Source organism: Streptomyces sp. CA-294286 (assembly GCF_050947155.1).
In the GTDB taxonomy this organism is placed as follows: Bacteria; Actinomycetota; Actinomycetes; order Streptomycetales; family Streptomycetaceae; genus Streptomyces.
In genome coordinates this window covers 514968-528076 of sequence record NZ_CP192004.1, presented here as the reverse complement: position 1 = coordinate 528076, position 13109 = coordinate 514968, and the positions used below count along the sequence as shown (strand labels likewise).

General features: G+C 71.3%; 13 protein-coding genes and 1 pseudogene. 10 read left to right on the top strand and 4 right to left on the bottom strand.

Annotated elements, in window-relative coordinates:
- Positions 1–78: 78 nt before the first annotated feature.
- From ACQPZG_RS02295 to ACQPZG_RS02260, 8 genes and pseudogenes are all read left to right on the top strand, one after another.
- Complete coding sequence (locus tag ACQPZG_RS02295) at positions 79–345, top strand: hypothetical protein (RefSeq protein ID WP_433544050.1); 267 nt, start codon at positions 79–81, stop codon at positions 343–345.
- Between the two features lie 97 nt (positions 346–442).
- A complete protein-coding gene (locus tag ACQPZG_RS02290; RefSeq protein WP_433544049.1) occupies positions 443–907 on the top strand; it encodes an ATP-binding protein in 465 nt (154 codons plus the stop codon).
- Between the two features lie 228 nt (positions 908–1135).
- Positions 1136–2338, top strand: a complete 1203-nt coding sequence (locus ACQPZG_RS02285; RefSeq protein WP_433544048.1) for an FUSC family protein — start codon at positions 1136–1138, stop codon at positions 2336–2338.
- Between the two features lie 175 nt (positions 2339–2513).
- A complete protein-coding gene (locus ACQPZG_RS02280; RefSeq protein WP_433544047.1) occupies positions 2514–2942 on the top strand; it encodes an Hsp20/alpha crystallin family protein in 429 nt (142 codons plus the stop codon).
- Positions 2939–3541: a DUF2267 domain-containing protein gene (locus ACQPZG_RS02275; protein ID WP_433544046.1), complete on the top strand. Its 603-nt coding sequence runs from the start codon at positions 2939–2941 to the stop codon at positions 3539–3541. The genes ACQPZG_RS02280 and ACQPZG_RS02275 overlap by 4 nt, the downstream gene beginning before the upstream one ends.
- Before the next feature lie 481 nt (positions 3542–4022).
- Positions 4023–4640: pseudogene (locus ACQPZG_RS02270) on the top strand (ABC transporter ATP-binding protein); the annotation flags it as partial.
- A 63-nt stretch (positions 4641–4703) separates the two neighbouring features.
- The gene (locus ACQPZG_RS02265) at positions 4704–5753 is read left to right on the top strand and encodes a sensor histidine kinase (protein WP_433544609.1); all 1050 of its coding nucleotides are present in this window, start codon (positions 4704–4706) and stop codon (positions 5751–5753) included.
- A 35-nt stretch (positions 5754–5788) separates the two neighbouring features.
- On the top strand, positions 5789–6415 hold the full coding sequence (locus tag ACQPZG_RS02260; RefSeq protein WP_433544608.1) for a response regulator: 627 nt from the start codon (positions 5789–5791) through the stop codon (positions 6413–6415).
- 56 nt (positions 6416–6471) lie between these two features.
- On the opposite strand, the gene ACQPZG_RS02255 is transcribed toward ACQPZG_RS02260, so the two are convergent.
- The 3 genes from ACQPZG_RS02255 to ACQPZG_RS02245 form a co-directional block, all read right to left on the bottom strand.
- On the bottom strand, positions 6472–6750 hold the full coding sequence (locus tag ACQPZG_RS02255; protein WP_433544045.1) for a DUF5133 domain-containing protein: 279 nt from the start codon (positions 6748–6750) through the stop codon (positions 6472–6474).
- A 115-nt stretch (positions 6751–6865) separates the two neighbouring features.
- Positions 6866–7786, bottom strand: coding sequence for a SigB/SigF/SigG family RNA polymerase sigma factor (locus tag ACQPZG_RS02250; RefSeq protein WP_433544044.1), 921 nt, complete (start codon positions 7784–7786; stop codon positions 6866–6868).
- A gap of 125 nt (positions 7787–7911) precedes the next feature.
- Positions 7912–8301, bottom strand: a complete 390-nt coding sequence (locus ACQPZG_RS02245; protein ID WP_433544607.1) for a MerR family transcriptional regulator — start codon at positions 8299–8301, stop codon at positions 7912–7914.
- Between the two features lie 426 nt (positions 8302–8727).
- On the opposite strand from ACQPZG_RS02245, the gene ACQPZG_RS02240 reads away from it, so the two are divergent.
- Entirely contained in the window at positions 8728–10239 is a 1512-nt protein-coding gene (locus ACQPZG_RS02240; protein WP_433544043.1) for a SulP family inorganic anion transporter, read from the top strand.
- Between the two features lie 284 nt (positions 10240–10523).
- Here ACQPZG_RS02240 and ACQPZG_RS02235 read toward each other — a convergent pair whose 3' ends face one another.
- The gene (locus tag ACQPZG_RS02235; RefSeq protein WP_433544042.1) at positions 10524–11174 is read right to left on the bottom strand and encodes a DinB family protein; all 651 of its coding nucleotides are present in this window, start codon (positions 11172–11174) and stop codon (positions 10524–10526) included.
- 396 nt (positions 11175–11570) lie between these two features.
- Between ACQPZG_RS02235 and ACQPZG_RS02230 the strand changes: the two genes are divergently transcribed.
- The gene (locus tag ACQPZG_RS02230; protein WP_433544606.1) at positions 11571–13088 is read left to right on the top strand and encodes an aldehyde dehydrogenase (NADP(+)); all 1518 of its coding nucleotides are present in this window, start codon (positions 11571–11573) and stop codon (positions 13086–13088) included.
- Positions 13089–13109: the final 21 nt, after the last annotated feature.

The window sequence follows — 13109 nt, the reverse complement described above, 5'->3', positions numbered from 1 at the left end:
AGGCGGTGGGGAAGCAGGTTCCGCGCGACCGCGGCGTACGACTGGAAATCGTAAATCGAACAGACGTACGCTTCTGGTATGTCTCCTTACGCCTCCCCCTTCCCCGACGACCTCCTCGCTCTCCAGCAGCAGCTCCACGAGGCACAGGTCGACTTCCACACGCTCGCCACCGCGCCCCCCTGGGGCACCGGGTCCGCCGCCGCTTTCACCGAGGAACAGGTGGACCAGGTCGAGGAGCTGTGGGAGCGGATACGGGAGCTGACCATGGCGGTCAACGAACATCCCTACTGGACGTCGGAGCGAGGGCTGCGTGTCGTACGCGGGAGGGACGCGGGGGCCGCGTGACCCTCCGGCACGCCCCCGCTTTTCCCGTTGTCTTTCTCCGTTGTCCCGATCCCCCTGTTCCTGAGGGCATTCCCGGGTACTCGTACCGCACGAGAACGTGAGCGACAGGAAGGGAGTGGGGCACATGTCGATGCGGGCCGTGGGATGGGCGAAGACGTTTCCGATGTCCGGAGGTGTACGGGAGGGCCGACAGTGGACGCGTGAGCACCTGGCGCAACTGCCCTGGTACGAGACCAGCCCGGACACCGCGGACGCCGTCGTCCTCACCGTGTCGGAACTGATCGCCAACGCCCACCTGCACGCGCACAGCGATGCCCAGCTCGTGCTGACCTGGGACAGCCGCTGTGTGCACGTCACCGTGCACGACGACGTCGGCGGCGCACCCCAGCCCGTCCGGCGGCCCCCCTCCCTCGCGGCCACCTCGGGCCGGGGCATCGCCCTCGTGGACGCACTCGCCGACAGTTGGGAGACGCACGAACAGCAGCACGGCAAAGCGGTCACGGCCTGCTTCGTACCCGAGTCGCCCGACGGCGAGAAGCACGCGGGGCACTCGCTGAAGTAGCAGCGGGCACGCGGCGGGGCAGGAGCGGCGGTCGCCGTCGGGGGAGCCGAGCCCGCAGAGCCGAGGCAGGAGCGGCCCGCCGGCCGGTACGGCCATTGCGGCAGGGTGACGTGCACCTCGGGTGATTTCGTACATAAACGCATGTCGGTCGGGTACCGCACCTTGCGGGCACCGGACGTCGGCAGGTACCGGGAGAGGGCCCCCAGCACCGGACCCGAGGGGGCGCACATGAAGAAACCGGGAAGCGCGGAGGAGTCCACGGGGCATCAGCCGTCCTGGTCCACCCGGGTCGCACACTGGTGGCAGCGGGCCTGGTCGTACTCCGGACACGAACGGCACACCGTGCTGCTCATCGCCAAGAGCGCGCTGGCGGCGACGCTGTCCTGGTTCGTCGCGTACGACCTGATGCACGCCAAGTCCCCCGCGTTCGCGCCGTTCTCAGCGGTCCTGACCATGCAGGCGACCGTCTACCGCTCGCTCGTGCAATCGCTGCGGTACGTCGGAGCGGTCGTCGTCGGGGTGGCCGTGCAGGCGGTGCTCGGTCTGTCCGCAGGACCGACGCTGGCGACGTTCGCGCTGGTCGCGGTGATCACACTGGCCGTCGGACGGTGGGCGCCGCTGGGCTCGCAGGGGACCCAGGTCTCCACGGCGGCGTTCTTCGCGTTCTCCACGTACGTCTCCTCCAGCACCGACGGCACGCGACTGGAACAGCTCCAGCAGATCGTGCTGCTGGTGCTGGTCGGCTGTGCCATCGGTACCGCCGTCCACATCCTCGTCGTACCGCCCATGCGCTACCGCAACGCCGAGTACGGCATCCGTTCCCTCGCGCACACCCTGCGCGACCTGCTCGGCGACATGGCTCCCGTCCTGCGCGAGGGCGCCCCCGACGAGGACAGCACCGCTCAGTGGCGGCGACGGGCCGACCGGACCGACGGGCTGATCTCCGGCGCCAGGAGCAGTCTGCGCACCGCCGAGGAGAGCATCCACTTCAACCCCCGCAGCCGCCTGCCCGGCCACCGCGGGCACACCAGTTTCCAGGGGTACGCGGTCGTACTCGAAGCCCTCGTGCGCACCCTGTACCAGACGGCCTCCCTCACCCGCAGCCTCGACCGGTGGCACGGGGAGGAGAGCGGATACGAGTACCTCCCCTTCCTGCGGAGCTACGCGGATTTCCTGGACGCGCTCGAAAAGTGCGCCGCGGTACTGGCCGACCTGGACGAGACCCGGCTGCCCGCGCAGGCGAGGGAACTGTGCCGCCTGGCGGACGAGGCACGGCAGCAGCGGCAGGCGCTGGCGGAGGAGGCAGTGGCGAGGGGGCTGCCACTGACGGACCCCGCGCATCCCTACGGGGAGCTGGTGGTGGAGGCGTCCCGGCTGATGGAGGAGTGCGAGAACTGCTGCGACGCGTTGCAGAGCTGGGCGGAGGACTGAGCCCCGGCAGCGTCCTGCCCACGGCGTGGCCTGGGCGGCGCCACCCCACCACACGGGCGTCGACAGCATCGACTCACCAAACCTCAGTGGGGGCTTGTCAACTTTCTGGTCGGTCCGCTATATAAGAAAGCGAAGGGCATCGCACCCAGTGCGAAGAGAGAAGGAGTGACCTGTGATGCTCATGCGTACCGACGCTTTCCGTGAACTGGACCGGCTCACCCAGCAGTTCTGGGGGACGGCGGCACATCCGGCGGCGATGCCGATGGACGCCTACCGGGCGGGCGAGGAGTTCGTCGTCCACTTCGACCTGCCGGGCATCGACCCCGAGTCCATCGACCTGGACATCGAACGCAACGTCCTCACCGTGAAGGCGGAACGCCGTTCGGCGGCCCCCGAGGGCGCGGAGATGATCGCCTCCGAACGTGCCAACGGCCTGCACACCCGGCAGCTCATCCTCGGTGACACCCTCGATACGGAACGGATCGACGCCTCCTACGAGGCGGGCGTACTGACGCTGCGCCTGCCGGTCTCGGAGAGGGCCAAGCCCCGCAAGATCGCCATCAGCGGCGGCAGCGGCGCCGGGGACCGCCAGATCACCGCATGAGCGGGACGGCGACCATGCACCAGGCGGCGGCTGTGCGTCAGACGCCCGCGCAGCCGCCGTCCAGGCGGGACGACGAGCAGAAGTACGGGCCAGGACCCGTACCGGATCGCGGACGTGTGCAGAGGTACGGGCAGGACGGATACCGGCGGGGAGACCTGGACCCGTCGCCGCCGCGGCGCACCGTCACCTTCGAAGAACTGGTCGAGCGGGTACGGGCCGACGGGCTCTACGACTCCGACCAGCGCGCCGAGGCCGTCACCCGGAGCGTACTGGCCGGGCTCGGCCGTCAGCTGACCGGCGACGAACGCGTCGAGCTGGCCGGGGTCCTGCCGTGGGAGGCGGCGCTGGAGTTCAGCGCGCAGATTCCCGCCGCGCGGCAGCTGACCGGTCTCGGGTTCGTCCAGGAACTCGCCGCCCGCACGGGCAGCGGCCCCGGCCCCGCCCGCTGGGACACCGGCTCCGTCCTGCGGAACGTCGGCGACCTCGCCGGGCCGGAACTCCTGGACCGCGTGCTGGCCCAGCTGCCGGACGGCTACGCCCTGCTGTTCGGCCGGGTACAGCTCGCCCGCCGACCGGCAACGCCACGGCCGGCGGCCTGACCCCCGACGAACACCCCGGGCCGTACCGCCCCTCCGCGGTACGGCCCGCAGTCGCCCTCCGCGGGCCGCGAGGTTTCCCGCGGCGGGCACGGCGGTCACCGCGACGAAGACGCCGACCGAGGGTGAGGACTTGCCGGCGGTCATCGAGCCGGGCTGATCACTCGCACGGGAAGCGTGACGGGCATTCTGCCTCCCCGCGAACCCGGCGGTGCGGCCGTTCTGCCTCCTGCGGCCCCGGCGCGCGGCGGCGCCGTTCCTGACCGGCTGGGCCTGCTCGCGAATCCCATCCGGTTTTCCGGTCCTTCAGTCCCTCGGTCCCTTCACCGGTCCCCTCCGGACGGGGTGTCCTGGCTCTTGGCTTCCGGCATGCCCCCGGATCGCGTGCCACTGTCCACCGATCGGTCGACAGCCGGTTCCGCCCTCGGGTCGCTACTGCTCGCGCCGCTGACGGACGACGATCCGATGTATGACACAGACGCCCATGACGCAGACGGCAGTACGAGTGAGGGGCCTGGCCAAGAGGTACGGCGAAACCGCCGTCGTGGACGGGCTGGACCTGGACATCGGGTACGGCGAGGTGTTCGCGCTGCTCGGGCCCAACGGGGCGGGCAAGACGACCACCGTGGAGATTCTGGAGGGGTACCGGGAGCGTGACGGCGGGGAGGTGGCCGTCCTGGGCGAGGATCCGGGGCGGGCGGGCAGGGCCTGGCGCAGCAGAATCGGGATCGTGACGCAAACCGCTTCCGACGCAACGGAGTTGACGGTACGTGAGGTGGTCCGACACTTCGCGGGCATGTATCCCCGCCGCCGCGACCCCGAGGAAGTCATCGAGCAGGTCGGGCTCGGGGAACTCGCCCGCAGGAGGGTGGGCCGGCTGTCGGGGGGACAACGGCGGCGGGTGGACGTGGCGCTGGGAATCGTCGGCGACCCCGACCTGCTGTTCCTCGACGAGCCGACGACCGGTTTCGATCCTGAAGCACGCGTGCGTTTCTGGGAGTTGATCCGGGCGCTGTCGGCGCAGGGCACGACGATCGTGCTCACCACGCACTATCTGGACGAGGTGGAAGCGCTGGCACATCGGGTCGCGGTGCTGGACCGGGCCGTCGCGTCGCTCGCCCTGAGCTGCGCGGCCCTCTGGTACGTCGGATACGGCAGAGGGCTGATGCGCACGGCCAACGGGGCCGCCGACGACGGGCCGCCCGTCCGCTCCGGGCTGCTCTACCTCGGTGTCCAGCTCGCCCTGTTCACCGTCGCCGTCGCGTTGGCCCCGGCCGCCTCCATCGCCCTCGTCATGATCCTTCCGCAGACGTACTGGACGTTGCGGACGTTGCTCGCGACCGCGGCGGTGGTGGTCTTCGCGCTGGTGCCGCTGTTCGCGGAGGCATTCCGTACCGGTGCGACGGGGCGCAGTCTGGCCAACCAGGGGCCGACGTCCCTGGTGATCATCGCGTTCGCGGTGCTCTGCGGCACCTGGGTGCACCGGATCATCGACCAGAGCAGTGAAAGGGCCGCACTCGTCGAGGAGTTGGCTTCCACGCGCAGCGAACTGGCCGAAGCGTCCCAGCAGGCCGGGGCGGCGGCCGAACGCGAGCGGCTCGCCTCGGAGATCCACGACGCGGTCGCCCAGGGCCTGAGCAGTATCGTGATGCTGGTCCAGGCCACCGGCTCGACCTTGGACCGGCTCACCGAACTCCCCGCCTCGCAGGAGGAGACGGTGGACCGGGCGCGGAGCCAGTTGGACCTCGTCGCGCGTACCGCGCGCGAGAGCCTCGCGGAGGCCGGTGCGCTGGTGGAGGCACTGCGCCCGGCGGCGCTGGACACGGATTCGCTGTCCGAGGCGTTGCGTCGGCTCACCGCCAGGACGGCCGAGGGCACCGGCCTGGATACGTCGTTCGCGCTGCACGGCGCACCGGAGGCGCTCCCGGTGGCCGTCGAGGTGGTCCTCCTGCGGGCGGCCCAGGAAGCGCTGGCCAACGTTCGCAAGCACGCGCAGGCGACGGCGGCCCACGTCACCCTCAGCTATACGGAAGCGAGTGTCTCCGTACGCGTCGAGGACGACGGAAAGGGCCTCGGCCTTCCCTCCGCCACGGCCTCCCCCGGCGGATACGGGCTGGCCGCCATGAGCAGGCGCGTCGAACAGGTGGGCGGAAGCAGGCAGCTCCGCAGCGCACCGGGCACAGGCACGATCCTGCAAGTGGAGGTCCCACGATGAACACGCACTCCCGCCCGACCCCCGCTCCGGCACCGATGATCACGGTCCTGGTCGTCGACGACCATCCCGTCGTCCGGGCGGGTCTGCGCGGGATGCTGGCGAACGAGCCCGGCATCGAGGTCGTCGGCGAGGCGTCCGACGCCGACGAGGCGGTGTCCCTCACGCACGGGCTGAGCCCCGCCGTCGTACTGATGGACCTGCGCATGCCGGGCGGCGGGGTGCAGGCCACCGCCCGGCTGTCCGCAGAGAAGCCGGACAGCCGGGTGCTCGTCCTCACCACCTACGGCACCGACGACCAGATCCTGGCCGCGGTGGAGGCCGGGGCCACGGGTTACCTGCTCAAGCACGCCGACCGTGCCGACCTGCTTCGGGCCATCCGGGCCGCCGCCGCGGGCGAGACGGTCCTCGCCCCGTCCGTCGCCGCCCGTCTCACCCGGCACATACGCACCCCACGGCGCAACGTCCTGTCCGCTCGGGAGGCGGAGGTCCTGCGCCTGGTCGGCCGCGGCCTGAGCAATCCGGCGATCGGTGCCGCCCTGTTCATCAGCGAGTCCACGGTGAAGACCCACCTGCTGCGCATCTTCGGCAAGCTGGAGGTCGACGACCGTACGGCGGCGGTGATGACGGCGGTGCACCGGGGACTGATCACGATCGAGGAGTGAACGCGGCACACCCGCACCGCACGCGTCACCGCTGCACGGCCGGCCTCACACGGAACTCAGGCCGCCAGGTCCGCCTGGGACTGCTCGTGCACGACGTCCGACGCGTCCGACACCCCGGCGTTCGCGGCACGGGCGCAGCAGGTCTGCTCCAGCAGCGAGTCCGCTGCCGCGAGCGCCGCTGCGACCTTGTTCGTCGACGTCGTCACGCACAGGGTGTACGAGACGTCGTCGAGGGCACGCTGGTTCTCCGGGGTCGGGTTCTGGGCGTGGGCGAAGCGTGTTTCCGCGTACCGCGTGAGGAGGGCGCGCAGAACCTTGGGGTCGGGCACCAGCATGCGGGAGTCCCCTTCGTGTCTGTGTAGTTCTCATGGAGTCGTTGTGCTTCTCCGAGTGCCCTGGGACGGATGAGGCAAACGGGCGGTTTTCCGCCAGTGTGGTGCGCGCCCGGGGTCAGTGCGTGGCCAGCATGCCCGTGCGGAGGGTGCCCAGGATGCGGGTCAGGAGGCGGGAGACCTGCATCTGGGAGATGCCGAGCACCTCGCCGATCTCGGCCTGGGTGAGTTCCTGGCCGAACCGCATGGAGAGGATGTGACGGTCCCGCTCGGAGAGGGAGGCGAGGAGCGGAGCGAGGGTGTGCAGGTCCTCGAAGAGTTCCATGCCCGGGTCGCAGGCACCGAAGAAGTCGGCGTAGCTCACGGGGGACTTGGCGCTGTTGTCGTTGCCGGTCTCGGCGGGCAGGTCGAGGGAGCCGGCCGTGTAGCCGTTCGCGGCGACCAGGCCGTCGTTGACCTCGGCCTCGGTGAGTTCGAGGAGTTCGGCGAGCTCGGCGACGGTGGGGTCGCGGTCCAGGACGGTGGCCAACTGCTCCTTGGCCTTCGCCAGTTCCGTACGCAGCTCCTGGAGCCGCCGCGGCACGTGCACGGCCCAGGTCGTGTCGCGGAAGAAGCGCTTGATCTCACCGGTGATGTACGGGATGGCGAAGGAGGTGAACTCGACCTCGCGGGTCAGGTCGAACCGGTCGATCGCCTTGATCAGGCCGATCGTGCCGACCTGGATGATGTCCTCCAGCTCGCCGTTGCCCCGGTTGCGGAAGCGGCGGGCGGCGAACTTCACGAGGGAGAGGTTCATCTCGATGAGGGTGTTGCGCGCGTACTGGTACTCGTGCGTGCCCTCTTCGAGTGCGTTGAGCCTGTCGAGGAAGAGCTTGGAGAGCTGGCGGGCGTCCTTGGGGGCGACGGCGGCGGGGTCGGATATGCGGGGGAGGGTGCCGTCCCCGGTGGCGGCCGTGCCGGTACCGGTGCGGGCCGGGTCCACCACGGACCGCTCGGACACGGGGGCGGGCACGGTCGTACGTACGGGAGCTGACAGCATCGCGGTTCCTCCTCGGGCACACGGTTGCGTACCCACCCGAGCCTTGCCCGGGAACACGCGTTCACTCACTTCGAGCGTGACTGATTTTCGCGGGTCCGCCGACGCGGCTGCTGCTTGACCCTCCGTCAGAGGGACGTGCCGCCCCCGGTGCGGGCGCGGAGAGTGGCGGCGAAGTCTTCGGCGCGGGCCAGCTGGAGGCGCAGGTCCTCGATCTTCCGGGTGGCGGCGCGCTCGTACTCCCCCACCCGCTCCAGAAGCGCCCGCCGCTGGGAGGGGTCGGCCGACTCCTCGGCGTCGAGCAGGTCGGTGGCGTCCAGCAGGTCGCGCATCTCCTCCAGGGTGAAGCCGAGCGGTTTCATCCGTCGGACGACCATGAGACGGGCGACGTCGCTCTCCGTGTAGAGACGGAAGCCGCCGCGGGAACGGGCGGAGGGGACGACCAGGCCGCTCTCCTCGTAGTGCCGGATGGTCCGCAGGGACAGCTCGGTGCGTTCGGCGACCTCGCCGATCTGCATGTGCCGGGCGCCGGCCTCCGCCCTCTCGCCCCGCGCGCCGTCCGCACGCCCGTCGACCGCCGCCGTCCCGGCGTCACTCGCGCCCGTGTCGGCCGTCCTGCCGTCCACGTCGCTCGCCCTGCTGTCCGCCGTGTTGTCCACGCCCGTGGTCCTGGCCCTTCTCGTCCTCGGGACCGCCCTGTCCCGCCGATCTCTACCCTAACGTTAGGGTAGAGTCTCCGGCGTCGGCGGGGCGGTCCCGTCCTTCCCAGGCGTACGGACCGGCGGCGGCCCGTACCGGCCGGGCATCGCACCCTTCGCGTCCCCACCCCCAGACTTCCGGCCCCGCACGGGCCGTGCGCAGGACGCCGACCGGCTCCTGCCCGCCTTCCGCGCACCTCCGGTCCGCCGGACGGGGTGTGCCCGAGTACGACAGGTTCCGCTTCCTTGCCCACTTCGCCCGTTCCCACAGAAACCTCCGGTGCGTGGCTGCGCGCCCGGCGTCCCGACTGGCTGCGCGACCCCAAGGTGTGGCGCACCGAGGTCCTGGCCGGTCTCGTCGTCGCGCTCGCGCTGATCCCGGAGGCCATCTCGTTCTCGATCATCGCCGGAGTGGACCCGGCGATCGGTTTGTTCGCCTCGTTCACGATGGCCGTGGTCATCTCCGTCGTCGGCGGACGCCGCGCGATGATCTCCGCCGCAACAGGTGCCGTCGCCCTCGTCATCGCGCCCCTCAACCGCGACCACGGGCTCGGTCACCTCGTCGCCGCCGTCATCCTGGCCGGCGTGATCCAGATCGCCCTGGGCGCGCTCGGCGTCGCGAAGCTCATGCGGTTCGTGCCGCGGAGCGTGATGGTGGGCTTCGTCAACTCCCTCGCCATTCTGATCTTCATGGCCCAGGTACCCGAGATGCGCGACGTGCCCTGGCCGGTGTATCCGCTGATCCTGGGCGGGTTGCTGCTGATGGTGTTCTTCCCGAAGGTCACCACCGTGGTCCCGGCCCCGCTCGTCTCCATCGTCATCCTCACCGCGATCACCCTGGGCGCCGGTATCGCGGTACCGACCGTGGGCGACAAGGGCGACCTCCCGTCCTCGTTGCCCGTCCCCGGACTGCCGGACGTGCCGTTCACCCTGGAGACCCTCAGCACCATCGCCCCGTACGCGCTCGCGATGGCACTGGTCGGGCTGATGGAGTCGCTGATGACGGCCAAGCTGGTCGACGAGATCACCGACACCCCCTCCTCCAAGACCCGTGAGTCGATCGGTCAGGGCGTCGCCAACGTCGTCACCGGGTTCTTCGGCGGCATGGGCGGCTGCGCCATGATCGGCCAGACCATGATCAACGTGAAGGTGTCCGGCGCCCGCACCCGCCTGTCGACCTTCCTCGCGGGCGCGTTCCTGATGGTGCTGTGCATCGTCTTCGGCCCGATCGTGTCCGACATCCCGATGGCCGCCCTGGTCGCGGTGATGGTGATGGTGGCCTTCGCGACCTTCGACTGGCACTCCGTCGCGCCGAAGACCCTCAAGCGGATGCCCACGGGCGAGATCGCCGTCATGGCCATCACCGTCGCCTGCGTCGTCGCCACCGACAACCTCGCCATCGGCGTCGTCGTCGGCTCGGTCACGGCGATGGTCATCTTCGCCAAGCGTGTCGCGCACCTCGCCGAAGTGGTCCCGCAGCTCGCGCCCGACGGCGACAGCGTCCGCTACACGGTCACCGGCGAGTTGTTCTTCGCCTCCTCCAACGACCTGGTCACCCAGTTCCACTACCAGGACGACCCGGACCTGGTGCTCATCGACCTGTCGGCCGCGCACATCTGGGACGCCTCCTCCGTCGCGGCCCTGGACGCCATCGAGACGAAGTACGCCCAGCGCGGCAAGACCGTGGAGATCATCGGGCTCAACGCCCCCAGCGCCGACCTCCACCGTAGGCTGACGGGGGAACTCTCCGGCCACTGATCCACCCTCCGCGAGGGCGGCGCAACGGAGGGCCGGGGTCCGCCGGGGGGCCGGGGTCCGCCGGGGAGCCGGGGCCTCGGTGAGGGCTGGGCCCCAGAGAGCGCCGGAGCCTCGCGGAGGGCCGGAGCCTCGCGGACCGGATCGAAAACCGCCTCTGCTCCCCCGAACGCACAAGACCCTCCTGGACGCCCACGGCCGTCCTGAACGCCCACGGCCCCCCTGAACGCTCAGGGTCCGCGTGAACGCCCACGTTCCGCCTGAACGCTCAGGGTCCACCTGAGCGCTCAGGGTCCCGTCACCCCGTCGATCCGTTCCCGTACGAGGTCCGCGTGACCGTTGTGCCGGGCGTACTCCTCGATCAGGTGGACCATGATCCAGCGGAGCGACACGGTGTCGCCCCCGGCGATCCCGGCGTCCTCGGCACAGAGCGTGCCGCAGTCGTCCAGGGAGGCACCGGCCACGGACGCACGGCTGCGCGCGACCTCGGCGCGCCAGGCGGCCAGGGCCTCCTGCATGCCGACCGGGGCGTCGTCCCCGTCGAGCGCGAAGCCGCCGTCCGCGGCGCGCACTTCGGCCCGGGGGACGTCCTGCCCTGCGAACACCCCCTGGAACCAGGAGCGTTCGATCCGCGTCAGGTGCCGCACCAGTCCCAGCATCGTCATCGCCGACGGCGCCACGGACGCCAGCCGCGCCTGCGTGTCGTCGAGCCCCGCGCACTTCATGGCCAGGGTGGCGCGGTGGAACTCCAGCCAGGCCCCCAGCATCGTGCGTTCGTCGGCGCGCAGGGGAGGTACGGGACGACCGTCGGGGGTGGTCACCCGCTTGTGGCCGGTCTCCGCCGGGGTCACACTGTCGGGGATGGTTCCGTCCGGGGTCGTGGTCGCCGCGTGCGCGCTCGCGCCGTCCGGGGAAGTACTGTCCGGTGCCGTGTCCATGCCCGTCACCCTCGCACGCCGGCCGATCGACGGGAAGCGGCCACCGGGCCCCGCCGACCACCCCTTTCCGCCACGCGTGGAGGCGTTCGACTGTCCGACGGGCGACTTCGTCGCCGAGCCCGGGGAGGACCGCCGCTTCCGGCCGCCGCGCCCGCCGGACCCGGCGCGACTCCCCGCGTCGCGGGCGCGCGCCGCCTCCTCGGACCGTTGCGGCGGAACCCGTTCGACAGGGCGGGGCCCGCGACCGGTGCGGACCGACCTTGACCCGTCTTCCCGGGCGCGCCTAACCTGCCGTCAATATCCGAAATGGTGAACATTGTTCGATATTTCGAACAATCAGGTGGAGGAGTCACGTTGTCAGCCATACCCGCAACTCCCGCGTCACCCGAAGTCCCCGTGTGGAGCGTCGACCCCCGGACCGGCGAGCGCCGCGAGCAGGTCGCGGCGGAGGCCGACCCGCAGAGCGTCGACGCCGCCGTCCGCAGCGCGCACGACGCGCGCGGCGCGCTCGCGGCCCGGTCCACCCGGTCGGCCTTCCTGCGCACCGCCGCCGAGCTGCTGGAGGAGGCCCGGGAGGATCTCGTCGCGGTCTCGGATGCCGAAACCGCCCTCGGCGCGACCCGGCTCACCGGCGAACTCGCCCGCACCTGCTACCAGTTGAGGGCCTTCGCGGTCGCCGTCGACGAGGGCGCGTTCCTCGACATCATCATCAGCCACCCGGACGCCACGGCCACTCCCCCCATCCCTGACCTGCGCCGCTACAAGGTGCCGCTGGGGGTCGTCGCCGTCTACTCGGCGTCCAATTTCCCGTTCGCGTTCTCCGTCGCGGGCGGCGACACCGCGAGCGCGCTCGCGGCCGGCTGCCCGGTCGTGGTCAAGGCGCACCCCGACCACCCGGCCACCTCCGAGGCCACCGTCGCGGTGCTGCGCCGGGCCGCCGACCGGCACGGCATCCCGGCGGGCGTCGTCGGCCTCGTCCACGGCTTCGGGGCGGGCGTCGCCCTGGTCGAGCATCCGCTGGTGGCCGCCGCCGGTTTCACCGGTTCCGTACGGGGCGGGCGCGCCCTCTTCGACGCGGCGGCGGCCCGGCCGGTACCGATCCCCTTCCACGGTGAACTCGGTTCCCTCAACCCGGTGTTGGTGACGGGAGCAGCCGCCGCCGAGCGCGCCGAGGAGATCGGGGCGGGCCTCGCCGCGTCGATGACGATGGGGGTGGGGCAGTTCTGCGTGAAGCCGGGACTGGTGCTCGCCCCCGCCGACGCGTCGGGCGACCAACTGGTCAAGGCGCTCACCCAGTCCCTGGCGGACGTGGCGCCGGGCGTCATGCTGGACCACCGGATGCGTGACAACTTCGTCGCCGGGCTCGCCGAGCGCGCCGGGCTCCCGGAGGTGGAGGCCCCGGTGAACCCGGGCGGGACCGACACGCACACGGTGGGCGCGGGCGTGCTCACCGTACCCGCGCACAAGCTCGTGGACGGGGCGGGCGGGGCGCACGACCTCCTCCTGGAGGAGTGCTTCGGGCCGGTGACGGTGGTCGTGCGGTACGAGGACCAGGCGCAGGCCGAAGCGGTACTGGACCGTCTGCCGGGCAACCTCACCGCCACCCTGCACGTCTCCGCCGAGGAGGCCGCGACCGGCAGTGCGGCGGACCTCCTGGACCGGCTCACCCCGCTGGCCGGCCGGGTCCTGGTCAACTCCTGGCCCACCGGAGTCGCGGTCGCCCCCGCCCAGCAGCACGGCGGCCCCTACCCGGCGACCACGTCCACCTCCACGTCGGTCGGCCTCACGGCCGCCGAGCGCTGGCTGCGGCCGGTCGCGTACCAGAACACCCCCGAGGCCCTGCTGCCGCCGGAACTGCGCGACGGCAACCCGCTGGGGCTGCCGCGCGTGGTGGACGGCCGCCGGGAGGGCTGAGCCCCCGCACGCCCGCGTCAC

Bases quoted from the DNA above. Each gene is read 5' to 3' on its own strand.
- ACQPZG_RS02235 (WP_433544042.1), bottom strand. From the start codon at position 11,174: ATGGACACGGCACCGGACAGTACTTCCCCGGACGGCGCGAGCGCGCAC.
- ACQPZG_RS02260 (WP_433544608.1), top strand. From the start codon at position 5,789: ATGATCACGGTCCTGGTCGTCGACGACCATCCCGTCGTCCGGGCGGGT.
- ACQPZG_RS02250 (WP_433544044.1), bottom strand. From the start codon at position 7,786: ATGCTGTCAGCTCCCGTACGTACGACCGTGCCCGCCCCCGTGTCCGAG.
- ACQPZG_RS02275 (WP_433544046.1), top strand. From the start codon at position 2,939: ATGAGCGGGACGGCGACCATGCACCAGGCGGCGGCTGTGCGTCAGACG.
- ACQPZG_RS02295 (WP_433544050.1), top strand. From the start codon at position 79: ATGTCTCCTTACGCCTCCCCCTTCCCCGACGACCTCCTCGCTCTCCAG.
- ACQPZG_RS02285 (WP_433544048.1), top strand. From the start codon at position 1,136: ATGAAGAAACCGGGAAGCGCGGAGGAGTCCACGGGGCATCAGCCGTCC.
- ACQPZG_RS02265 (WP_433544609.1), top strand. From the start codon at position 4,704: ATGCGCACGGCCAACGGGGCCGCCGACGACGGGCCGCCCGTCCGCTCC.
- ACQPZG_RS02255 (WP_433544045.1), bottom strand. From the start codon at position 6,750: ATGCTGGTGCCCGACCCCAAGGTTCTGCGCGCCCTCCTCACGCGGTAC.
- ACQPZG_RS02280 (WP_433544047.1), top strand. From the start codon at position 2,514: ATGCTCATGCGTACCGACGCTTTCCGTGAACTGGACCGGCTCACCCAG.
- ACQPZG_RS02245 (WP_433544607.1), bottom strand. From the start codon at position 8,301: ATGCAGATCGGCGAGGTCGCCGAACGCACCGAGCTGTCCCTGCGGACC.